Origin of the sequence: Flavobacterium cucumis (assembly GCF_900148835.1) — a bacterium.
Taxonomy (GTDB): domain Bacteria; phylum Bacteroidota; class Bacteroidia; order Flavobacteriales; family Flavobacteriaceae; genus Flavobacterium; species Flavobacterium cucumis.
This window is the reverse complement of sequence record NZ_FRYK01000001.1, coordinates 764,528-785,296: the sequence shown is the minus strand read 5'-3', so window position 1 is coordinate 785,296 and position 20,769 is coordinate 764,528. Positions and strand designations below refer to the sequence as shown.

At 32.1% G+C, this 20,769-nt stretch carries 23 protein-coding genes; 15 read left to right on the top strand and 8 right to left on the bottom strand.

The genetic code is table 11. From position 1 onward, the window contains the following. Positions 1-112: 112 nt before the first annotated feature. From BUE95_RS03745 to BUE95_RS03735, 3 genes are all read left to right on the top strand, one after another. Positions 113-1,096: a UDP-glucuronic acid decarboxylase family protein gene (locus BUE95_RS03745; RefSeq protein WP_073581559.1), complete on the top strand. Its 984-nt coding sequence runs from the start codon at positions 113-115 to the stop codon at positions 1,094-1,096. Positions 1,097-1,201: 105 nt separating this feature from the next. Then, positions 1,202-2,449, top strand: a complete 1,248-nt coding sequence (locus tag BUE95_RS03740) for an undecaprenyl-phosphate glucose phosphotransferase (protein WP_394333984.1) — start codon at positions 1,202-1,204, stop codon at positions 2,447-2,449. Further along, the gene (locus BUE95_RS03735; RefSeq protein ID WP_073581555.1) at positions 2,449-3,201 is read left to right on the top strand and encodes a glycosyltransferase family 2 protein; all 753 of its coding nucleotides are present in this window, start codon (positions 2,449-2,451) and stop codon (positions 3,199-3,201) included. Before BUE95_RS03740 ends, BUE95_RS03735 begins: the two co-directional genes overlap by 1 nt. A gap of 30 nt (positions 3,202-3,231) precedes the next feature. Here the strand turns inward: BUE95_RS03735 and BUE95_RS03730 are convergent, their stop codons facing one another. Genes BUE95_RS03730 through BUE95_RS03720 form a run of 3 tightly spaced genes read right to left on the bottom strand, consistent with a single transcriptional unit; the run spans position 3,232 to position 5,128 of the window. Then, the gene (locus BUE95_RS03730) at positions 3,232-4,542 is read right to left on the bottom strand and encodes a phenylacetate--CoA ligase family protein (protein WP_073581553.1); all 1,311 of its coding nucleotides are present in this window, start codon (positions 4,540-4,542) and stop codon (positions 3,232-3,234) included. Then, the gene (locus BUE95_RS03725) at positions 4,542-4,844 is read right to left on the bottom strand and encodes a HigA family addiction module antitoxin (protein ID WP_073581551.1); all 303 of its coding nucleotides are present in this window, start codon (positions 4,842-4,844) and stop codon (positions 4,542-4,544) included. Before BUE95_RS03725 ends, BUE95_RS03730 begins: the two co-directional genes overlap by 1 nt. Before the next feature lie 2 nt (positions 4,845-4,846). Next, complete coding sequence (locus BUE95_RS03720) at positions 4,847-5,128, bottom strand: type II toxin-antitoxin system RelE/ParE family toxin (RefSeq protein ID WP_073581549.1); 282 nt, start codon at positions 5,126-5,128, stop codon at positions 4,847-4,849. Between the two features lie 94 nt (positions 5,129-5,222). Between BUE95_RS03720 and purD the strand changes: the two genes are divergently transcribed. Continuing rightward, positions 5,223-6,494 carry a phosphoribosylamine--glycine ligase gene (gene purD / locus BUE95_RS03715; protein ID WP_073582416.1) on the top strand — a complete coding sequence of 424 codons (1,272 nt, stop codon included), beginning with the start codon at positions 5,223-5,225 and terminating at the stop codon, positions 6,492-6,494. A gap of 20 nt (positions 6,495-6,514) precedes the next feature. On the opposite strand, the gene BUE95_RS03710 is transcribed toward purD, so the two are convergent. Next, positions 6,515-6,745, bottom strand: a complete 231-nt coding sequence (locus BUE95_RS03710) for a DUF6341 family protein (protein WP_073581547.1) — start codon at positions 6,743-6,745, stop codon at positions 6,515-6,517. A 46-nt stretch (positions 6,746-6,791) separates the two neighbouring features. Between BUE95_RS03710 and BUE95_RS03705 the strand changes: the two genes are divergently transcribed. Continuing rightward, a complete protein-coding gene (locus BUE95_RS03705; protein ID WP_073581545.1) occupies positions 6,792-7,721 on the top strand; it encodes a DUF6427 family protein in 930 nt (309 codons plus the stop codon). On the opposite strand, the gene upp is transcribed toward BUE95_RS03705, so the two are convergent. After that, complete coding sequence (gene upp, locus BUE95_RS03700) at positions 7,716-8,369, bottom strand: uracil phosphoribosyltransferase (RefSeq protein WP_073581543.1); 654 nt, start codon at positions 8,367-8,369, stop codon at positions 7,716-7,718. The two genes, BUE95_RS03705 and upp, sit on opposite strands and share 6 nt — an antisense overlap. A gap of 74 nt (positions 8,370-8,443) precedes the next feature. Between upp and BUE95_RS03695 the strand changes: the two genes are divergently transcribed. Both BUE95_RS03695 and BUE95_RS03690 read left to right on the top strand, forming a co-directional pair. Beyond that, positions 8,444-9,049 (top strand): DUF4254 domain-containing protein, encoded by a 606-nt coding sequence (locus tag BUE95_RS03695; protein WP_073581541.1) that lies wholly within the window; start codon positions 8,444-8,446, stop codon positions 9,047-9,049. 10 nt (positions 9,050-9,059) lie between these two features. Then, positions 9,060-10,097 (top strand): glycosyltransferase family 9 protein, encoded by a 1,038-nt coding sequence (locus BUE95_RS03690; RefSeq protein ID WP_073581539.1) that lies wholly within the window; start codon positions 9,060-9,062, stop codon positions 10,095-10,097. A 42-nt stretch (positions 10,098-10,139) separates the two neighbouring features. Here BUE95_RS03690 and BUE95_RS03685 read toward each other — a convergent pair whose 3' ends face one another. Continuing rightward, positions 10,140-11,192, bottom strand: a complete 1,053-nt coding sequence (locus BUE95_RS03685) for a ferredoxin--NADP reductase (RefSeq protein WP_073581538.1) — start codon at positions 11,190-11,192, stop codon at positions 10,140-10,142. A 473-nt stretch (positions 11,193-11,665) separates the two neighbouring features. On the opposite strand from BUE95_RS03685, the gene BUE95_RS03680 reads away from it, so the two are divergent. The 4 genes from BUE95_RS03680 to BUE95_RS03665 all read left to right on the top strand — a co-directional run bounded on the left by BUE95_RS03680 (position 11,666) and on the right by BUE95_RS03665 (position 13,947). Further along, on the top strand, positions 11,666-12,001 hold the full coding sequence (locus BUE95_RS03680) for a PadR family transcriptional regulator (RefSeq protein ID WP_073581536.1): 336 nt from the start codon (positions 11,666-11,668) through the stop codon (positions 11,999-12,001). 1 nt (position 12,002) lies between these two features. Further along, complete coding sequence (locus BUE95_RS03675) at positions 12,003-12,635, top strand: hypothetical protein (protein WP_073581534.1); 633 nt, start codon at positions 12,003-12,005, stop codon at positions 12,633-12,635. A 74-nt stretch (positions 12,636-12,709) separates the two neighbouring features. Further along, positions 12,710-13,252, top strand: a complete 543-nt coding sequence (locus tag BUE95_RS03670; protein WP_143165221.1) for a hypothetical protein — start codon at positions 12,710-12,712, stop codon at positions 13,250-13,252. Beyond that, positions 13,249-13,947 carry a hypothetical protein gene (locus BUE95_RS03665; protein ID WP_073581530.1) on the top strand — a complete coding sequence of 233 codons (699 nt, stop codon included), beginning with the start codon at positions 13,249-13,251 and terminating at the stop codon, positions 13,945-13,947. Before BUE95_RS03670 ends, BUE95_RS03665 begins: the two co-directional genes overlap by 4 nt. A 38-nt stretch (positions 13,948-13,985) precedes the next feature. On the opposite strand, the gene BUE95_RS03660 is transcribed toward BUE95_RS03665, so the two are convergent. Together BUE95_RS03660 and BUE95_RS03655 are read right to left on the bottom strand one after the other, a co-directional pair. Then, positions 13,986-14,498, bottom strand: a complete 513-nt coding sequence (locus tag BUE95_RS03660) for an acyl-CoA thioesterase (RefSeq protein WP_073581528.1) — start codon at positions 14,496-14,498, stop codon at positions 13,986-13,988. Between the two features lie 98 nt (positions 14,499-14,596). Further along, positions 14,597-15,538, bottom strand: a complete 942-nt coding sequence (locus BUE95_RS03655; RefSeq protein ID WP_073581526.1) for an HU domain-containing protein — start codon at positions 15,536-15,538, stop codon at positions 14,597-14,599. Between the two features lie 326 nt (positions 15,539-15,864). On the opposite strand from BUE95_RS03655, the gene dprA reads away from it, so the two are divergent. From dprA to BUE95_RS03635, 4 genes are all read left to right on the top strand, one after another. Further along, complete coding sequence (dprA, locus tag BUE95_RS03650; protein ID WP_073581524.1) at positions 15,865-16,968, top strand: DNA-processing protein DprA; 1,104 nt, start codon at positions 15,865-15,867, stop codon at positions 16,966-16,968. A gap of 281 nt (positions 16,969-17,249) precedes the next feature. Next, positions 17,250-17,468, top strand: a complete 219-nt coding sequence (locus BUE95_RS03645) for a GIY-YIG nuclease family protein (RefSeq protein WP_317041528.1) — start codon at positions 17,250-17,252, stop codon at positions 17,466-17,468. A 56-nt stretch (positions 17,469-17,524) separates the two neighbouring features. Beyond that, complete coding sequence (locus BUE95_RS03640) at positions 17,525-20,098, top strand: phosphoenolpyruvate carboxylase (protein ID WP_073581522.1); 2,574 nt, start codon at positions 17,525-17,527, stop codon at positions 20,096-20,098. Between the two features lie 31 nt (positions 20,099-20,129). After that, positions 20,130-20,753, top strand: coding sequence for a hypothetical protein (locus BUE95_RS03635; RefSeq protein WP_073581520.1), 624 nt, complete (start codon positions 20,130-20,132; stop codon positions 20,751-20,753). Positions 20,754-20,769 lie beyond the last annotated feature (16 nt).

Here is a 20,769-nt window from a genome sequence, read left to right as displayed (position 1 = left end):
ATATATTATGTTTTGACATCATTGATGATAAGCTTATTTTTGACCATGTCATTTGTTAAACAAATCAGAATTGTTTGGATTTGACAAACAATAAAAAAGACAATAAATTATTATGAAAAGAATATTAATTACAGGTGCAGCAGGTTTTTTAGGCTCTCATCTTTGCGATAGATTTATTAAAGAAGGTTATTTTGTTATCGGAATGGATAACCTAATTACGGGTGATTTAAAAAATATTGAACATCTTTTTAAGCTTCAAAATTTCGAATTTTACCATCATGACATTACAAAATTTGTTCATGTACCCGGCAAATTAGACTATATTTTACATTTTGCATCCCCAGCAAGTCCAATAGATTATCTAAAAATTCCAATTCAAACTTTAAAAGTAGGTTCGCTGGGCACACATAATTTACTAGGTTTAGCACGTGTTAAAAAGGCTAGAATCCTTATTGCTTCAACATCAGAAGTTTATGGGGATCCTTTAGTACATCCACAAACAGAAGAATATTATGGAAACGTAAACACTATAGGACCTAGAGGTGTTTATGACGAAGCCAAACGTTTTCAAGAATCTATAACTATGGCGTATCATACTTTTCATGGTGTTGAAACTAGAATTGTACGAATTTTTAACACATATGGACCAAGGATGCGATTGAACGATGGCCGTGTTATTCCAGCATTTATTGGACAAGCACTTCGCGGTGAAGATTTAACTATTTTTGGAGACGGAAGTCAAACCCGTTCTTTCTGTTATGTTGATGATCAAGTAGAAGGAATTTTTAGATTATTGCATTCAAATTATCATTTACCAGTAAACATTGGAAACCCAGATGAAATTACGATTAAAGATTTTGCAGAAGAAATCATTAAATTAACTGGAACCGATCAAAAAGTTGTTTATCATCCGCTTCCAATAAATGATCCCATGCAACGTCAACCCGATATTACTAAAGCAAGAGAAATATTAGGTTGGGAAGCAAAAGTATCACGTGAAGACGGAATGAAATTAACCTATGCGTATTTTAAATCACTTTCTCCAGAAGAATTGGCTAAAGAAGAACATAAAGATTTTACAAAATACATTCATTAATTGAAAAACAAAACAGGCAGATACTCCGTTTATATTAGACCAATACAAATTATTCTAGATTTAGTTATTATTAATTTTCTAGTTATAGTTTGTATGAGAACTGCTATGAGTAATATTGGATATCATGTCTTGTTATCCTTTTTTTGGTTGATTGTGTCTTATTATTCCGGGTATTATGAGGTTTACAGGTATAGTAAAGAAATTGAGATTTTTGCCAAATTATTAAAGCAATTTTTTTTAACAAGTTTAATCACTTTTGCTTATGTTGGTTTTAAATATAAGTACGTAACAGTAGATGAAGTAGGGTATTATATCTTATGCTGTTTCTTATTAGTGGGATTCGTTAAATTTTCTATTTTCTTTCTCCTTAAAAAATACCGTATTCTGTATGGTGGAAATCAACGAAATGTTGTTATTGTTGGAAACGGTAAAAGTGTTGACGAGTTAAAAGCATTCTTTACAACAAATCCCGACTATGGTTATAATCTTTCCCAGATATTTGATTTAAAGAAGATAAAGAAAAAAGAAATACTTGAAAGTAAAAACTTTGTAATCGATAACAAAATTGACGAAATTTATTTATCTATAAATACTTTAACACATAGAGAAATTAATAGTTTTATACATTTTGCGGATAATAATTTAAAAACTGTAAAGTTCTTGCCAGATAGTAAGAATACTTTTTTGAGAAATCTAGCGGTCGAATATTATGGTTATATCCCAATAATTTCTTTACGAACGATTCCTTTAGATAAAGAAGTCAATAAGCGATTGAAACGTTTTTTTGATATCGTATTCTCAACAGCGATAATTGTTTTCTTGTTGTCTTGGTTGACTCCAATTTTAGCGTTGATTATTAGATTGGAATCTAGAGGTCCCATTTTTTTTAAGCAAAAAAGAAATGGTTTGAACTATGAAGAATTTTTTTGTTATAAATTCCGCTCAATGTATTTAAACCCTATAGCCGATTTAGAACAAGTTCAAAAGAATGATCCCAGAATTACCAAAGTAGGAAAGTTTATACGAAAAACTAGTATTGATGAATTGCCTCAGTTTTTTAATGTATTGTTAGGAGATATGTCAGTTGTTGGACCTAGACCTCATATGGTAAGCCATACTGAAATGTATGCGAAAAGCGTTGATAAATTTATGGTAAGACATTTTATAAAGCCAGGGATTACAGGTTTGGCTCAAACAAATGGTTTTAGAGGAGAAGTTGAGACAGAGAAGGATATAATTAATCGTGTAAAATATGACATTTTCTACCTTGAAAATTGGTCATTACTTCTTGATATTAAGATTATTTTTGCAACAATAATCAATACCATTAAAGGAGAAAAAAAAGCCTACTAATGAATGCTTTAGTATCAATAATAACCCCCTCATATAATTCTGCAAAATTCATTGCTGAAACAATACAATCGGTACAAAACCAAACCTATTCAAATTGGGAAATGATAATTGTAGATGATGGTTCTTCGGATGAAACCGAAAGTGTAGTTTTATCCATAATTCAAAATGACGATCGAATACAATTTCATAAATTAGGCCAAAATTTTGGTCCAGCAGTAGCTCGAAATACCGGTATTGAAAAAGCGTATGGTGATTATTTGACATTTATCGACGCCGATGATATTTGGTTCCCAACCTTTATCGAAAACAACATCAAAACCATTAAAGAAATTGGTATTCCATTCGTGTTTTCGTCCTATAAAAGAGCTAATGAAAAATTAGAGTTTATTTTTTCGGATTTTATTGTTCCGCATAAAGTTTCCTATACAGATATTCTAAAATCGAATTCTGTAAGTTGTTTGACAGCTTTTTTAGACATTAAAAAGTTAGGCAAAAAGTACATGCCATTAATCCGAAAACGTCAAGACATGGGATTGTGGTTGAATTATTTAAAAGTCATTCCTTTCGCATACGGAATACAAGAAACACAAGCAATTTACAGAATCAGAGAAAACTCACTTTCCAGAAGAAAATCGAATTTGATTCGATACCAATGGCAATTTTATAGAGAAGTTGGGAGACTTAATATTGTTCAATCTACTTATTATATGTTGCATTGGATGTATCGCGGTTTTATGAAGTATAGAAATTAGTTTTCGACTTTGCTCAAACTTACAAATCAATTATAAATTTGATTGAAATTGCTTCAATTTCCCTCTTTTTGTGCGTTCCAAAACTTTTTTTCGGTTGTAAGTAAAATGCAATCCAGGTTCTAAATATTTAGCAATTGCTTTTTCAATTTCTTGAGTTTGTTCCAAAGTCAATTCTACAGAACTCACATAATCAATCTCAAAACTATCTATTTTGGTTTGGCGCACAATGAATTCTTTTACGTTCCCATCATCTTCAATGATGCTTTTGGTTACGTAGTAAAAGGTTAATCCTGGCGATTTTTTTCCACTTGGTAAAAGTGCAACATCGCTGGTTCTTCCAATTAATTTTTTTAGTATGGGTTTTTTCAACGTGCTTTTTTCATCCAGAATTCCAATATCGCCAATTTCATAACGAATAAACGGATGCGCTTTGTTGTACAAGGAAGTAATCACTATTTTTCCTTTTTTTCCATAAGGAACAGGTTGGTTATTTTCATCCAAAATCTCTAAAAACAAGGTTTCCGAATTCACTTGCCATTCGTCATTTGGATGCTGAAATGCAATCAAGTCTAATTCCGAAGCACCATATTCATTGACAACGGGAATTCCTAAATATTTTTCAAGCAAGATTTTGTCTTCTTCAAACAACATTTCAGATGTTACCATACAAACTTTCAACGTTGGGCAAACATCGGTTAAAATGATATTTCGCGCTTGTAAATATTTTCCAAAAAGGACAATCGAGCTTGTATAACCATTGATGTAATTAAACTTTTCGGTTTTAAAATGTTCCAAAACACCATCTAAAATTGTATCCGATAAATCAAAAATCGGGAAACGATATCTTTTGCTTAAAAAGTCTTTCAAACGCTCTTTTCTGTACCCAATAAAATCCATGGGAATGCCATAAAATCGCGCTTGATACGACGAATTAAAATCAACACCATACCAACCAAAACGATACATAATCGAAGCCCAAGTAAAGGCATGCGCTTCTTTATCTTTAGCAAAAACAAATGGATCACCACTTGAACCTGAAGTTTTATTTACAAAAACAGTTTTTTCGGAATAGCCTTTTGAAAGTCGATCTTTTAAAGGTTTTTGTAAATCTTTTTTGGTTAGAACGGGTAATTCGTTCCAATTGTCGAAAGTTTCTTTCCCAACTAAATTATGATAAAAAGGATTGTTTTTCAAATGAAATTCTACAATTTCTCGCTTTTTAGTTTCGAGATAATCAGGATAATCTGCTTCGGAAATCGCTAGAATTTTTTCAAAATCAGCCTGAGCATTCGCAATCGGAAAACCGCTTAATTTTAAAGAAAGATGAAACAAGTTGAACATTAGGCTACTTTTTTATCATCAAAAGGAATGATGTTTTTAAATTCTAATTCTTTCTGTGTTTTTTCAAATTCAATATCATAATCGTCTTGTAGGCCCAACCAAAATTTGGCAGAATTTCCAAAATAATTACTCAGTCTAATCGCAGTATCAGCCGTAATTCTTCTTTTTTCTTTGATGATTTCCGATATTCTAGTTTGAGGAACATCAATATCTTTAGCTAATTTATAAGCTGTTATTTCTAATGGAATCATGAATTCTTCCAATAAAATTTCACCTGGATGTATGTTTTTTAATCTACTCATAATTAATGATAATCTATAATTTCAACGTCAAAAGCATTATTGTTTTCCCACTTAAAAACAATGCGCCATTGATTGTTAATTCGGATACTATAAAAATCTTTTAAGTTTCCTTTTAATTTCTCCAGTCGGTTCGATGGCGGAATTCTTAAATCATTGATATCCATTGAATTGTGTAACATTCTCAGTTTTCGTCTTCCAATTTCTTGAATTTCAATGGATGGCTTTTTTACGGCTATACCATTCCAAATTTTTTCGGTGTTTTTATCTCCAAAAGAAATTATCATACTTTTCGCGTTACTAACGTCAAAGGTAGGAAAAAAAATTATTATTTGTGTTCAAAACGAAGTATTTTTGCCAAACAACATAACAACACACAAAATGACTATTTTACTACTTGGTTCTGGCGGTCGAGAACACGCACTAGCTTGGAAAATGCTTCAATCTTCAAAATGTACTTCTCTTTTTGTTGCACCTGGAAACGCAGGAACAGCATCCATCGCAAAAAATGTGGATTTGAATCCGAACGATTTTGATGCTGTCAAAGCTTTTGTTTTACAGGAGAAAGTGGAAATGGTTGTGGTTGGACCTGAAGATCCATTGGTTTTAGGAATTTATGATTTCTTTAAAAATGACATTCAAATCAATCACATTCCAGTAATCGGTCCATCAAAAGTGGGAGCACAATTGGAAGGAAGTAAAGAATTTGCCAAAGAATTTTTAGTAAAACACAACATTCCAACGGCTCGTTACGAAAGTTTTACAAAAGAAACTGTAGAACAAGGTTGTGCATTTTTAGAAACTTTAGAAGCACCATATGTTTTAAAAGCAGACGGATTAGCAGCAGGAAAAGGTGTTTTAATTTTATCCGATTTAGAGGAAGCGAAAACGGAGTTGAGAAATATGTTGGTGGGAGCTAAATTTGGACAAGCGAGTTCAAAAGTAGTCATCGAAGAGTTTTTAGACGGAATCGAATTAAGTTGTTTCGTTTTAACCGACGGAACATCATATAAAGTATTACCAACAGCAAAAGATTACAAGCGAATCGGAGAAGGTGATACAGGATTAAATACCGGCGGAATGGGTGCGGTATCTCCAGTTCCATTTGCGGATGCAGTTTTATTAGAAAAAATTGAAACTCGAATTGTAAAACCAACCATTGCAGGTTTACAGAAAGACGGAATTGAATACAAAGGATTTGTTTTCATAGGATTAATCAATGTGAAAGGCGAACCAATGGTAATCGAATACAATGTTCGTATGGGTGATCCAGAAACAGAAGTAGTAATGCCAAGATTAAAAAGTGATTTAGTTGAAATTTTTCAGGCCATCTCGAATCAGCAATTAGATAAAATTACTTTGGAAATTGATGAAAGGGCAGCAACAACTATTATGGTCGTTTCAGGTGGTTATCCAGAGGATTACGAAAAAGGGAAAGAGATTTTCGGATTGGAAAATATAATAGATTCTATTCCATTTCATGCAGGAACAAAATTACAGAATGGTAAAGTTGTGACCAATGGAGGTCGCGTGATAGCTGTAACTTCTTACGGGAAAGATTTTCAAGAAGCCATAAAAAAATCTTATCAAAGTATAGCTAAGCTACAATTTGATAAGATGTATTTTAGAACAGATATTGGTAGGGATTTATAATCCTTGCTAGTATCTTAAAATTATTTTAAAAATGAGTGTGCTGTTGTATCTTGGTCATCTTCATTGTTGGCCTTAAAGATGTTCAATTGTTTAATCCAATAGGTCATAGCCGCACAACAAATAATAATAAAAATCCAGTTTAAGATATTTGCAGTCCACCAATCAGTTAATTCTAGTTCTCTTAACCAATCCATAGGTAAGAATAAAAAATCTACGAAAAGTGATTGTATTCCTTCAAAAAATGATTTCATTTTGATAAAGTATTATATTTACACCACAAAAATATAAAATATTCGGATGATAGCAAGCGTTTTTAGTAAAACAAGACCATTTAATTATTTAATGATAGGCATTTTATCATTATTTTTTATTGTGTTGAAGACTATTTCCACAGCTTCACCAAGTGCAGATTGGTTCTATTACGTTGAAGGTTTTGGTTATGGCATTTTAATTTTCTTTTCTTTATTTTTAACGGATTTTATCGCTTTGAAGAACGACTTGATAAAAGGTAATAATTACGCTTTATTGTTGTTTTTTATTTTTTTACTTTTTTTTTCTTCTTTTTTTCAAAACAAAGAGATAATAGTATCTAATTTTATGTTATTATTAGCTTTAAGAAAGTTGATTTCATTAAAATCTTTCTCAGCTACTAAAGAGAAAATCTTTGATGCTTCTTTTTGGATTTTCTTGGCGGCATTATTTCATTTTTGGAGCATATTTTACATAGTTTTAGTATTCATAGCTATTATACTCCACGTTTCTAAAGATTATCGAAATTGGATTATTCCTTTTATATCATTGTTTGCAGTAACGGTTTTGTTTTTTCTTGCGAACAGTATTATGAACAATAGTTTAATGAGTGAAATATTGAGCCAAACGTACGTTAGTTTTGATTTCTATTATTTTGATAATATTTACCAAAGAATTGCATTAGCTCTTTTTTCCTCTATTAGTTTGTTTGCTTTTATTTCGCATCTTTTTGATATTCCTAAAAAAGCGTTGAATTTACAATCTTCTCACAAAACGATATTATTTTCCTTTCTTTTAGGTTTGGGGATTTACATACTTTCAGCTAATAAAAACAATGGATGTCTTGCATTTTGTTTTGCTCCTTTAGCAATAATAGGAGCTAATTTTATAGAAAAAATCGAAAATAATTGGGTAAGAGAAATAGTGTTGTATTCTTTGTTGATTTGTGGGCTTTTCTTTTTTGTAATGCAACTATAATTTAATTCCATAAGCTAAATCTCCAGCATCACCTAAACCAGGAACGATATAATTGTGTTCGTTCAATTTATCATCTAAAGCGGCTACCCACAAATGACAGTTTTCAGGAACATTTTCTTCCAAATATTGAATTCCTTCGGGGGTAGCAATCACAACTGCAATATGAATTTCTTTTGGTTTTTGTTCTAAATGCAATTTATGTAAAACGGCTACCAATGATTGTCCAGTAGCTAGCATTGGGTCAATTAAAATCAAGTTTTTTCCCTCGAAAGAAGGCGCCGCTTGATATTCTACTAAAATTTCAAATTTATCATCATTGTTGTAATGATGACGATAAGCCGAAACAAATCCGTTTTCTGCATTGTCAAAAAAATTCATAAAACCTTGATGTAAAGCCAATCCTGCACGAAGTATTGAACATAAAACTACAGGTTCGGCAATGGTGGTAGTATGTTTAATACCTAGCGGTGTTTGCACATCAATTTTTTTATAATCAAGTGTTTTACTTAATTCGTAGGCCATTATTTCCCCAATACGCTCAATGTTTTTTCTAAAACGCATACTGTCTTTTTGGATGTTCACATCACGAATTTGCGCCAAAAAATGATTGAGAATACTGTTTTGTTCAGAGATATAATGAATGTGCATTGATTTTATTTTTTGTATTTCAGGATAAAAGTACAAAAAAACCTTATTTTTGTAGTCACTTAAATATGAATATTATGTTTGCTGAATTTGCATTTCCCATTTTTGAACAAAGTATCAAAACATATCACATTATTGACGATGTGTATCAACCTGTTTTAAATCCTTATGAAAAGGGAACAATTGAATATTTGTTGTTTGCAAAAAACTGGGTAGATACCGTGCAATGGCATTATGAAGATATCGTTCGTGATCCCAATATTGATCCAGTTGCAGCCTTAGATTTAAAACGTAAAATTGATGCTTCGAATCAAGTTCGTACCGATATGGTGGAATACATCGACAGTTATTTCTTAAATAAATATAAAGATGTTCAGGTAAAACCAAATGCAAAAATAAATACGGAAAGTCCAGCTTGGGCAATTGATCGTTTGTCGATTTTAGCTTTGAAAATTTACCACATGAACGAAGAGGCAACTCGTGCAGAAGCTACAGCGGAACACAGAGCTAAATGTCAAGAAAAATTAAATGTATTGTTAGATCAAAAAAACGATATGTTTACTTCAATTAGCCAATTAATCGAAGACATTGAAGCAGGTGACAAATACATGAAAGTGTATAAACAAATGAAAATGTACAACGACGAGGAGTTAAATCCGGTGTTGTATCAAAATAAAAAATAGTCATCATTTGATGTCTAAATCCAAACACATATTGGTAATAAGGCTCTCTGCCATGGGTGATGTCGCAATGACAGTTCCTGTGTTGAGAGCCTTAGTTTTACAATATCCGAAAGTAAAAATTACCGTAGTTTCCCGACCTTTTTTCCAACCTTTTTTTGACGGAATTCCGAATGTGAATTTCTTCGGTGTGGATTTGAAAGAGCGACATAAAGGTTTTATCGGATTACTTCGATTATTTTCCGATTTACGAAAATTGAATATTGATGTGGTAGCCGATTTACACAATGTGCTTCGTTCTAAAGTTGTCCGAACGTTATTCGCATTAAGCGGAAAAAAAGTTGCTGCAACCGATAAAGGAAGAGTTGAAAAAAAAGCCTTAACGAGTTTAACCAACAAAGTTTTTGCTCCAGTAACGCCAATGGTTGAAAGACATGTGAAAACGCTCAAACAACTTGGATTTTCAATTGATTTATCAAATCCGCAATTTCCAGAAAAGGCTAATCTATCGGAAGAAATCATCTCAATTACGGGAACTAAAAATCAAAATTGGATTGGAATTGCACCTTTTGCGCAATATGAAAGTAAAGTCTATCCGTTGGATTTGATGCAAGAAGTAATTGATGGTTTAGCCGAAAATAAAGACCAAAAAATCTTTCTATTTGGTGGAGGAGAAAAAGAAATTCAATTACTGAATCAATTGCAAAACCAACATAATAACGTAATCGTTTTAGCTGGAAAATTAAAATTCAAACAAGAATTGGAAGTGATTTCCAATTTAGACGTTATGCTTTCAATGGATTCAGGAAATGCGCATATTGCTTCGATGTTGGGCGTGAAAGTTATTACGCTGTGGGGAGCCACGCATCCTTATGCAGGTTTCAAACCTTTCAATCAACCCGATGATTTTTGTTTGACTTCAGATAGAACGCAATATCCATTATTACCAACTTCTATTTATGGAAACAAAAAAGTGGAAGGTTATGATGATGTGATGCGAACGATTTTACCAACTCAAGTTATTGAAAAAATAAATTCCAATTTTATCTAGGTAAAATTGGAATTTAGAATTTATTATTTGGGATTTCAATGATTATACATCATCAAAATCAATCTTAATTGTGGCTGTTGTTGGATGTGCTTGACATGCTAATGTTAATCCTTCAGCAATTTCAGCATCAGATAAAATTTGGTTCTTTTTTAAGATTGCTTCACCTTCGGTAATTCTACAAATACAACTGCTGCAAATCCCACCTTGACAAGAATACGGAACATCTAAACCTTGTTTCAAAGCCGCTTCTAATAAAGTTTGTTTTTGACTCATTTCAAAAGTCGTTTCTTCATCGTCAACTAAAATAGAAATTTTAGTGTGACCATCAGCGTTCGCAACGGTTTCTCCTTCGCTTGATGATGTCGAGAACAATTCGAATTTAATATCTGAATCTGAAATATTGTTTTCTTTTAAAGTATCCGAAACCAAATTAATCATCTCTTCCGGTCCGCACAAATAGAATTTTGAGAATTCCATTTCGGCATGTTTGTTTTTCAAGATGAAGTTTACGGTTGATTTTTCAATTCGGCCAAACAAAGCATTGTCAGCAGTAGATTGACTGTACACATATTGCACGAACAAACGCCCCACATATTGCAATTGTAACTCGTGTAATTGATTGTGGAAAATGGTATCTTTTTCCGATTTATTCCCATAAACTAAAACAAAAGTACTATTTGGCTCTTCTTCTAAAACCGATTTTAAAATCGAGTAAACAGGAGTAATTCCACTTCCAGCTACAAAAGCAGCGTAATTTTTTTGACGTTCTGCTTTAGGTTCGAAAGTGAATTTTCCTTCTGGAGTTCCTACTTCGATTACGTTTCCAACCACTAATTTTTCATTGGCAAACTTAGAGAAGAATCCATTTTGGATGGCTTTAACGGCAATTCGTAATTCACCACTTTTTGGAGCAGAACAAATTGAATACGCTCTTCTAATTTCTTGTCCGTCAAGCGTGATTTTTAAGTTTACGTATTGTCCAGCCACGAATTGGTAATACGATTTTAATTCGTCGGGTACATTAAAAAGAATCGAAACCGCATCGGCCGTTTCTTTGATGATTTCTTTAATGCTTAATTTATAAAATGATGACATGTGATTTATTTTTTACAAAAATACTATTTATCAAGAAAATAGAAGATAGAATTTAGAAAATAGATTTCCGGATATTATTTTAACCACAAGGAACACAAAGAAGGCACTAAGTTCACTAAGATTTTGGATTTTCATGTTTTTTGGAACACAGATTGATAAAATTATTGAAATAGTTATAATCTTTTATGAACTTATTAAAGTAAAACTAAGTTTCACTTTTTATATTCTTATATGACTTTTATGTTTTAATTTACTGACTTTGAATTTTATTTTGAACTTGATTTTTGGACTTGAACTTGCACTTGATTTTGTCTTTCCGAGCTTGCTAGGAATCTCCTATGAAGTAGGCTAATATTTGAGCGAAGCGAAAACAATTGTCCTTGATTTTTGAATTTGTTCTTGAACTTAAAAAAATACTTAAGAATGTTATGCATAAGAAAATTATGCATATATTTGTTATTCAATTTAGGCTTATGAAAAATTCACAATTATATAAAGGTAGTTTAAATACCATCATTATGAAGCTTTTAGAAGAGCAAGGCAGAATGTATGGCTACGAAATCACACAAAAAGTAAAAGAAATCACCAAAGGCGAATTGAACATTACCGAAGGCGCTTTGTATCCCGCTTTACACAAATTAGAAGCCGAAGGTTTATTAGATGTTGAAGTAGAAAAAGTAGATAATCGCTTAAGAAAATACTACAAACTCACCGAAAAAGGCACCACAGAAACCGTGAATCGTTTAGCTGAATTAGAAGAATTCATCAAAAACATGCAAACGATTGTAAATCCTAAATTGAGTTATTAAGATGAAGTTGACTACTGAACAAATAGCAATAATTTCAGATTATATAGATTATTGTGGAATAAAGGAGATAGATATTAAACTAGAGTTAGTAGATCACATTGCTTCTCAAACTGAAGAAGCAATAGTTATGGATGATATTTCTTTTGAGCAAGCATTAAGAGAAGTAATGGCAAATTGGTATCCATTATTTATAAAGGAAAAAAGTTTTCATATTGGGCTATTTTACACTTTTCCAAAGATTGTAATGAAGAAAATAGAAGCAAGAATTAAGAAAACTTACATCTATCTAGCTATATCATTCATATTATGGACACTTTTAACTTTTGCTTTAAAGTTGGAGTTTTCAATAAATGAAATTACAAATTCTGTTGTAAATTTTATTAGTATTGCAATAGGTATTGCTGTTGTATCAATTTTGATTCGTATAAATTTTAAAACAAAACCAACAACGTATAGATTTTTGGTAAACCAATCTTCTCCGGTTTTACTTTTATTACTTTTTATATATGCATTTGATGCTGAAATGAATTCATTAAAAGTATATTTCTTGGCTTTGGTTTTTGTGCAATTTGTTTTTATGTGTATTAATTTTGATAACCACATAAAATGTATTAAAAAATATCATTTAGCATGAGTCTTTCTTCTGAAAACATTCAATTCATAGACAACTATCTTAAAAATAGTGAAGTCATCTATTACGACATTCGAATGGAAATGCTTGACCATGTTGCAACCGCTGTAGAGCAAAAAATGCAAGCTGAAAATTTAGATTTTTATGATGCTTTCAAAAGTTATATGGTGGTGAATAAAAAGGAAATTTTGAAAGGGAATAAAGAGGAAGGATTATATTTTAAAGAACCCTTGAAAAAGTTTGGCTTGTTTGCAATTCAACCATTTCAGATACTTTTAGCGATAGGGATTTTTTCTATAGTTTATTTTTTTTCTAATATATATGGGTTAAATGTATATTCAAACTATCTATATCTATTCATAATTATAACTTATTTGATATTTGGCATTTCACATTTTTTACTAACTAAAAGAAAGAAATTCTATTACATTGATAGAAATTTTTCAATCATTTTTCTACTTTTTCAAATCGCAAATCCACTGCATAGAAATGCTAATGAAAATTTAGTAACTTTTGTTGTTTTTAATTCCAGCATATTATTTGTCTTTTTTGCTTTTCTCCGATTTTATTATTTAGAAATGAAATCTTTTAAACAAAAAAATCAATTTTTATTCCAATGAAACTAACTCCAGAACAAATAGATCGCCTTTACCAGTTCACGCGACAACATTACGTGGAATGGTACGATTTACAAACCGAATTAGTAGATCATTTGGCCAATGCAATTGAACAACAATGGCAAGAAAATCCGAAAATTTCGTTTGAAGATGCCTTGCAAGTGGAGTTTAAAAAGTTTGGCATATTTGGGTTTATGGAGGTTATTAAAGAAAAACAAATAGCATTAGGGAAAAAATATAAAAAGTTTGTTTGGAATGAATTAGTTCAGTTTTTTACGATACCCAAAATTATTTTTACACTACTTTTAACCCTTTTGTTTTATTATCTTTTTCATCTTCTCTTTTCAAAAGATTTATTAAGTGCCTTTCATTTATTAATAGCTTTTATTGGATTTATTTTTGCTTTTCGAATCAATTCGAAGTATCAAAAATACAAGAAAGAGAAAGGCAAAGTTTGGTATTTAGAAGAAATGATTAAAAATTATAGTTTCATGTTATTTTTTGGTTATTTACCTTTTCAATTAGGAAATAGTTTGTTGCGTCTAGATTTTAATTCGGATGGAATAATTGGCTTTATGGTTTTTTTTACCGTCATCTTTTATTTATGTCTCTTCATAATTGTGTTTGAAATCCCATCCAAAGCAGAAGACTACTTAAAAGAAACTTATCCCGAATATGCTTTAGAAAACGTGAATTAAACAAAAAACCTACTCGTTAAAAAGTAGGCTTTCGTTTGTTATTCTACAAATAACGCTTTTAATTCCGTTGCTTCGTTAGGCTTCATTTTTCCTGCCAAAACTAAACTTAATTGTTTTCTTCTTAAAGCGGCATCGTATCGTTGTTTCTCTAATTCGGTTTGCGGTTCAATGGGTGGTACCGGTACCGGTCTCCCTGTTTCGTCAACAGCTACAAATGTATAGATTGCTTCGTTTGCTTTATTTTTAATGCCCGATTCCCGGTCTTCAATCCAAACATCAATAAAGATTTCCATAGAAGTATTAAAAGTTCGTGATACTTTTGATTCCACAGTAACGACACTTCCCAAAGGAATAGCACGAGTAAAAACCACATTGTTTACAGATGCCGTCACACAAACCCGTCTAGAATGTCTACGTGCTGAAATACTTGCAGCTCTGTCCATACGTGCTAATAATTCACCACCAAACAAGTTGTTAAGAGGATTGGTTTCACCAGGCAATACCACATCAGTTAAAGTGGTTAATGATTCTGAAGGAAATTTTGCTTGCATTGTTTTTTTTGCAAATATAATGAGGAATTTGAAAATAAAACGTATAAAAAAACCCCAAAACTGGGATTTCAATACTATTTAAACGAAGTGTTAAAAATTTATTCGATTAACAACCAAGCTTCAGTGTTATGCGTTTTTTGTATGTTCTTTCTTTCAACTTGAGCTTCGCTTAATGTTTTAAAACTAGCATACACCACAGGATACAATTTAGAGGCATTCATAGGAAGCATTTTAGCATTTTCAAAACCAGCAACTTTTAATTCTGCAATTGCTTTTTGTGCATTGGCTTCACTTCTGTAGGCGCTAGCAACTAAATGATAGGGTGTTTCTTCTTCAGTAGTCGTAGTCATATTGAGTACTACAGTTTGTTCAGGTACACTAATTAAAAAAGTAGCTTGTTGAATTTGTTGTTGTACTTTTTCTTGTACATTTTTTCTAACTGCTAAAGTTTTGGATGCAACAAGTTTGTTTTGGAAATCTAGATAAGCATAAGCACCCACTCCTAACATAACAGCAAATGCCGCAGCATATTTCAAATAAGAATAATCTCTTTTTCTTTCAGGAGTGAAAATGATTGGTGCTTTTTCTTCTAAAGCTTCTACTTCTTGCTTTAAAACTTCTCTTGTAATTTCAGGAGAAACAAAGCTACTCAAACCAAATGAATCGGTTAAATAATTTACCGTATTAGCAGGTTCAAAAACCCAGTTCATTTCGGAGTTCACTGAGATTTCGCCAATGTTTTTTAATACTATACGATTGCGATTTTGTAACAAATAGGTCCATTCGTTTACTATATCACCAATTTTGATTACCGCTAGTTCGTACGACATTTTTTCTTGTAATGCCACATGATTAGCCAATAAACCATCATTGTTTTTTACATTAGCATTAAACGAAACCACTTTTTTTGGTGGAAAAAACGAATTTGTATTTCCAGTAACGTGAGCGGACACAGTTTCGGTTAAAAAAGCACCAAAACCAGGTACAGTAACACACTGATAACGATATAATAAGTCGGATATATGTTTTTCTATCTGCATAACAACAAAGTTAGATAATCAATAGCAATATCAAAATTTTATCAACAAAAATTATTAACAATTGCGGTTTTTACTGTAAATAATTGAAAGTGAGTTTATTCGCCATCCTGAGCTTGTCAAAGGGCTGCTGTCCGCTTTACACGGTGCCGCTCCCATCAGGTAAGGTTTTCATTTTCTTTCTTGGTCTTTGTTTTCTATGTAAAATGGAATGTCTTGTGCGGTTAAGATAATTTTCTATGTTTCTATGTGGTAAAAACCTTTGGATTATTCCTAAAAACCATTACTTTTGTTCTTCAATTATACGCCAAATAAATTTTATACACGCCATGACACAGTCAGAATTATACCACACGCTTGCACTCCTGCAAGTGGAAGGAGTAGGAGATGTAATCGCTAAAAAACTCATCCAACATTGCGGAAACGCCACAGAAGTCTTCGCTTCAAAAAAATCTCATCTTCAAAGAATTGACGGCATTGGTTCGGTTGTAATTAAAAATTTACAAGACAAATCGGTATTTGCAAAAGCGGAAGCCGAACTCCAATTCATCGCAAAAGAAAATATTTCCACTATTTATTTTCAAGAAAAAAACTATCCCGAACAATTAAAAAACTGCTATGACAGTCCCGTAATTTTATTCCAAGCAGGGAATATCGATTTGCAAAACCAAAGAATTATCAGTATTGTTGGTACACGTCAAATCACAACCTATGGAATGGAATTTACTAAGAAATTGATTGAAGAAATTTCAATTTTAAACCCACTAATTGTTAGTGGTTTTGCTTACGGTGTTGATATATATGCCCATCAAATGGCAATGGAATGTGGTTTGCAAACGATAGGTGTTTTAGCACATGGCTTAAATCAAATTTATCCTAAAGTTCATAAAAAATACATGGCAAAAATGGAACAAAACGGAGGGTTTTTGACCGAATTTTGGAGTACGAGCAATCCAGATAAAGAGAATTTTATTAAAAGAAATCGCATCGTTGCGGGAATTAGTGAAGCGACCATCGTCATCGAAAGTGCCGAAAGAGGAGGTTCGTTGGTAACAGCAAACATTGCTAACGATTATAACAGAGAGGTTTTCGCTGTTCCAGGAAGAACAACAGATAAATACAGCCAAGGCTGCAATAATCTGATTAAAACACAACGAGCACATTTGTTAACATCAGCAGCTGATTTGGTTTATATTTTGAATTGGGAATTGCAACGCGGAACTAAAAAAGGGGTACAGAAACAATTGTTTGTGGCCTTAACCGATGAAGAGCAAATCATCTACGATTACCTTCAAAAAACAGGCAAAGAAATGATGGACATCATCGCCTTAGCATGCGATTTTCCGATTTATCGTATTTCCTCGATTTTGTTAAATATGGAACTAAAAGGAGTGATTAGACCTTTACCGGGTAAGATGTTTGAAGTGGTTTAAACATCTTCTTGTCAAGCTAAACTTGTTTCAGCTTCTCGTTTATGTATGGAGATTCCGAAACAAGTTCGGAATAACAGAATACGTCTAGAGATATTTTTTGTCAAGCTGAACTCATTTTAGCTTCTCCGAATTTTAAAATAATTAGATTCTGAAACGAGTTCAGAATGACAAAACAATAACAAAATGGCATATAGAACATATCATAATTATTGGGTTTATATTCTCACTAATAAACCAAAAGGAACACTTTAATAGGTGTAACAGGTGGATTAGATGACAGAATGGAACGACATGTAAATCAAGAAGGAAGTAAATTTACCTCAAAGTATAATTTAAAAGTATTAGTTTATTTCGAAGAATTTCAGTTTGTAAATGACGCAATTGCAAGAGAAAAACAACTAAAGAATTGGCATCGACAATGGAAAATTAATCTAATTGAAGAATCAAATCCTAATTGGGAGAATCTTTGGAATCCTTTAGATCCTGAAACAAGTTCATGATGACAAGTATAACATTTTAATTTTAAACTCGTAAATTAGTGTCAAAATTAAAAACCATGTACACACTTCCAAAAATTGAACGATTCCAGCAAAATGTTGCTTCAAAATATACCATTTATAATAGTGTTTTTATCACATTGCCTTTTGATGAGATTAATAATACGGGTGTTTTGTTGCCTTTGTTTTCTGAAGTTTGTGAAAATGGTTATAAAAACGAACAAAGTCCGGCGGAGATTTTTGAAACCTTCGTAATGAAATATTTAGACAATCCTTCTGAAACAGAAAAAATCAGTTTATTGTTTCGATTTATTCAATATGTGGAGCGCCAAGTGGTGCTTTTTGATGCGATTGAAGATGCCGCTTTTCCAATTGTAAACAATATGGAAGGCAAAAGTTCACTTCGTGCCATTAAAGAAAACGCAGAATCGGAAGGAAAAACCAAAGAACTGAGAGAATTTCTAGAAAATTTCAAAGTTAGAACGGTTTTAACTGCGCATCCAACACAGTTTTATCCAGGTTCGGTTTTAGGAATTATTACCGATTTAACAGAAGCTTTGAAATCAAATAATCATATTGTAATTAAAGATTTGTTAGCGCAATTGGGTAAAACGCCATTTTTCAAAAAAGAAAAACCAACTCCTTATGATGAAGCTGTGAGTTTAATTTGGTACTTGGAAAACGTCTTTTATCCAACGGCAAGCGAAATGGTGCATTACCTTCAAAAGAATATTTTCAAAGGGAATGAACTCAAAAATGATGTACTCAATTTAGGTTTTTGGCCAGGTGGCGATAGAGATGGAAATCCGTTTGTAACTACTGAAATCACATTGAAAGTAGCTGAGCGTTTACGTACTTCTATTTTAAAATGTTATTACACCGATATTCGAAAATTAAAACGAAAGTTAACCTTCACAGGTGTTGACGTGATTATTTCCGAATTGGAAAACAAGTTATACCGCTCGGTTTTTTATTCGCAAGGAGAAATTTTTATTTCTTTGGAGGAATTCAAATCGCAATTACAAAATATTAAAAATATCATTATTGAAAAACATCAATCGCTTTATGTGGATGAGGTAGATTTGTTGTTGAATAAAGTCAATTTGTTTGGCTTTCATTTTGCCACTTTAGACATTCGTCAGAACAGCAAAATTCACAAAACGGTTTTTCAGGATATTGATCAAAAAGAGAAAAGTTTGTTTCCAGCAGATTATTTTAGCTTATCGGAACCAGCAAAAATTGATATTTTATCCAAAGCTTCTGCCCAACTAAAAGCTTCTGATTTTGATAATGAAATTACGAAAGAAACCATCAGTTCCATAGAAGCGATTCGTACGATTCAAGAAAATAATGGCGAATTAGGCTGTAACCGTTACATTATTAGTAACAACGAAAGCGCTTTGAACGTCATGGAAACCTTGGCGATGTTTCAGTTGTGCGATTGGAATAACCCTTCGGTTGATGTGGTGCCACTTTTTGAATCGGTGGAAGATTTGCATAAAGCCGATTTGGTTATGGAACAATTGTACACGAATTCGGTTTATGCGAATCATTTGAAAAATCGGGGTAATCAGCAAACCATCATGTTAGGTTTCTCTGATGGCACAAAAGATGGTGGTTATCTAATGGCAAATTGGGCAATTTATAAAGCAAAAGAAGCCTTGACCGAAATTTCCAGAAAATACAATATCAAAGTTATTTTCTTTGACGGTCGTGGTGGACCTCCAGCGCGTGGTGGTGGAAAAACGCATCAGTTTTATGCTTCGTTAGGTCCAAAAATTGAAAGTCAGCAATTGCAATTAACGGTGCAAGGACAAACCATTAGTTCTAATTTTGGAACGTTAGATTCGTGTCGTTATAATTTAGAGAATTTGGTGAGTGCGGGTGCGAAAAATCAGGTTTTCAACACCAATCAAAATGAATTGACGCTTTCTGAAAATGCCATTTTAGAACAATTAGCTGAAATTAGTTTTAAGAAATATATTGATTTTAAAAATCATCCGTTGTTTGTGCCTTATTTGGAAAAAATGAGCACGTTGAATTATTACGCTAAAACCAATATCGGTAGCCGACCATCCAAAAGAAAATCAGAAGCGAAATTAAATTTAGATGATTTAAGAGCGATTCCTTTTGTGGGTTCTTGGAGTCAATTGAAGCAAAATGTGCCTGGATTTTTTGGACTTGGAACGGCATTAAAACATTTTGAAGACCAAAACCGTTGGGACGAAGTAAGTCACTTGTACCAAAATTCGTTGTTTTTCAGAACGTTGTTGGAAAACAGTATGATGGCGTTATGTAAATCGTTTTTCCCGTTGACAGCTTATATGAAAAATGATCCTGAATTTGGCGCTTTTTGGACGATAATTCACGATGAATATTTAGAAACTAAACGCTTGTTATTGAAAATTTCTGGTTTCAAAGAATTAATGGAAAACTATCCCGACGGAAAAGCTTCCATAGAAATGCGTGAAAAAATGGTGGTGCCTTTATTAACGATTCAGCAATACGCCTTGTTAAAAATTAAAGCGTTACGAGAAAGCCCAACACCAGACGAAAAGTTAATTGCAGTTTATGAAAAAATAGTAACGCGCTCGTTGTTTGGTAATATTAACGCAAGTAGAAATTCGGCTTAGTTTTTGTTGTTGATTTTATAAATTCAGGTTTATGCAAAAACTAATTCTACTTACATTTTTTTCTTTCTTTATAATTTCTTGCACCGAGAAAGAGAAAACCTATGAAGAATTAGAAGCAGAAGTTTTGTGTGATGTGTTGCCACAATTGGCTCATGAATTTATTACAACAAAACTTCCTCCGCCTCCACCACCTGAAGAAGATTATGATAAGTACAATTATAAGCCTCTTTCAATTGAAGATTTTAAAAAACTAAGAGAAATTCAGAAAGATTCAATTAAGTTATTGGCTAAAGAAAAGCATAAGTTAATTATTGGAATTAATTATAATTTATTTGAAATAAATGGAAAAGAGTTAGATATAAAGAAAAAGTTTTTCATAGATTCTCAAGTTCAAAGAAAGTTTAAAATTAATGAGTTAGAAAAATCAAATTTAAAGTTTAAATACTTTGAACCTGATTCAATAAGATTAAAAGGAGAATTTATTAATGATGAAGGTGTTTCGTCATTAATTTCAATATCAAGAGTATTGTTTAATTCATCAAAGAATGAATCATTTTTTGAATTATTTCCTTTTGGATATATGCCTTCTAAAATTGTGATTATTTCCAAAAAAGAAAACAACAGATGGGTTGTAAAAGAAATTATAGAACAATAAAAAACCTCAAAATTTA

Excerpts from the sequence above, each read along its gene's own strand:
- BUE95_RS03690 (WP_073581539.1), top strand. The coding sequence starts at position 9,060 with ATGTCTAAATCCAAACACATATTGGTAATAAGGCTCTCTGCCATGGGT.
- dprA (WP_073581524.1), top strand. The coding sequence starts at position 15,865 with ATGACACAGTCAGAATTATACCACACGCTTGCACTCCTGCAAGTGGAA.
- BUE95_RS03670 (WP_143165221.1), top strand. The coding sequence starts at position 12,710 with ATGGAAATGCTTGACCATGTTGCAACCGCTGTAGAGCAAAAAATGCAA.
- BUE95_RS03695 (WP_073581541.1), top strand. The coding sequence starts at position 8,444 with ATGTTTGCTGAATTTGCATTTCCCATTTTTGAACAAAGTATCAAAACA.
- purD (WP_073582416.1), top strand. The coding sequence starts at position 5,223 with ATGACTATTTTACTACTTGGTTCTGGCGGTCGAGAACACGCACTAGCT.
- upp (WP_073581543.1), bottom strand. The coding sequence starts at position 8,369 with ATGCACATTCATTATATCTCTGAACAAAACAGTATTCTCAATCATTTT.
- BUE95_RS03710 (WP_073581547.1), bottom strand. The coding sequence starts at position 6,745 with ATGAAATCATTTTTTGAAGGAATACAATCACTTTTCGTAGATTTTTTA.
- BUE95_RS03685 (WP_073581538.1), bottom strand. The coding sequence starts at position 11,192 with ATGTCATCATTTTATAAATTAAGCATTAAAGAAATCATCAAAGAAACG.
- BUE95_RS03720 (WP_073581549.1), bottom strand. The coding sequence starts at position 5,128 with ATGATAATTTCTTTTGGAGATAAAAACACCGAAAAAATTTGGAATGGT.
- BUE95_RS03735 (WP_073581555.1), top strand. The coding sequence starts at position 2,449 with ATGAATGCTTTAGTATCAATAATAACCCCCTCATATAATTCTGCAAAA.
- BUE95_RS03655 (WP_073581526.1), bottom strand. The coding sequence starts at position 15,538 with ATGCAGATAGAAAAACATATATCCGACTTATTATATCGTTATCAGTGT.
- BUE95_RS03635 (WP_073581520.1), top strand. The coding sequence starts at position 20,130 with ATGCAAAAACTAATTCTACTTACATTTTTTTCTTTCTTTATAATTTCT.
- BUE95_RS03675 (WP_073581534.1), top strand. The coding sequence starts at position 12,003 with ATGAAGTTGACTACTGAACAAATAGCAATAATTTCAGATTATATAGAT.
- BUE95_RS03740 (WP_394333984.1), top strand. The coding sequence starts at position 1,202 with ATGAGTAATATTGGATATCATGTCTTGTTATCCTTTTTTTGGTTGATT.
- BUE95_RS03680 (WP_073581536.1), top strand. The coding sequence starts at position 11,666 with ATGAAAAATTCACAATTATATAAAGGTAGTTTAAATACCATCATTATG.
- BUE95_RS03645 (WP_317041528.1), top strand. The coding sequence starts at position 17,250 with ATGGAACGACATGTAAATCAAGAAGGAAGTAAATTTACCTCAAAGTAT.
- BUE95_RS03730 (WP_073581553.1), bottom strand. The coding sequence starts at position 4,542 with ATGTTCAACTTGTTTCATCTTTCTTTAAAATTAAGCGGTTTTCCGATT.
- BUE95_RS03705 (WP_073581545.1), top strand. The coding sequence starts at position 6,792 with ATGATAGCAAGCGTTTTTAGTAAAACAAGACCATTTAATTATTTAATG.
- BUE95_RS03745 (WP_073581559.1), top strand. The coding sequence starts at position 113 with ATGAAAAGAATATTAATTACAGGTGCAGCAGGTTTTTTAGGCTCTCAT.
- BUE95_RS03725 (WP_073581551.1), bottom strand. The coding sequence starts at position 4,844 with ATGAGTAGATTAAAAAACATACATCCAGGTGAAATTTTATTGGAAGAA.
- BUE95_RS03640 (WP_073581522.1), top strand. The coding sequence starts at position 17,525 with ATGTACACACTTCCAAAAATTGAACGATTCCAGCAAAATGTTGCTTCA.
- BUE95_RS03665 (WP_073581530.1), top strand. The coding sequence starts at position 13,249 with ATGAAACTAACTCCAGAACAAATAGATCGCCTTTACCAGTTCACGCGA.
- BUE95_RS03660 (WP_073581528.1), bottom strand. The coding sequence starts at position 14,498 with ATGCAAGCAAAATTTCCTTCAGAATCATTAACCACTTTAACTGATGTG.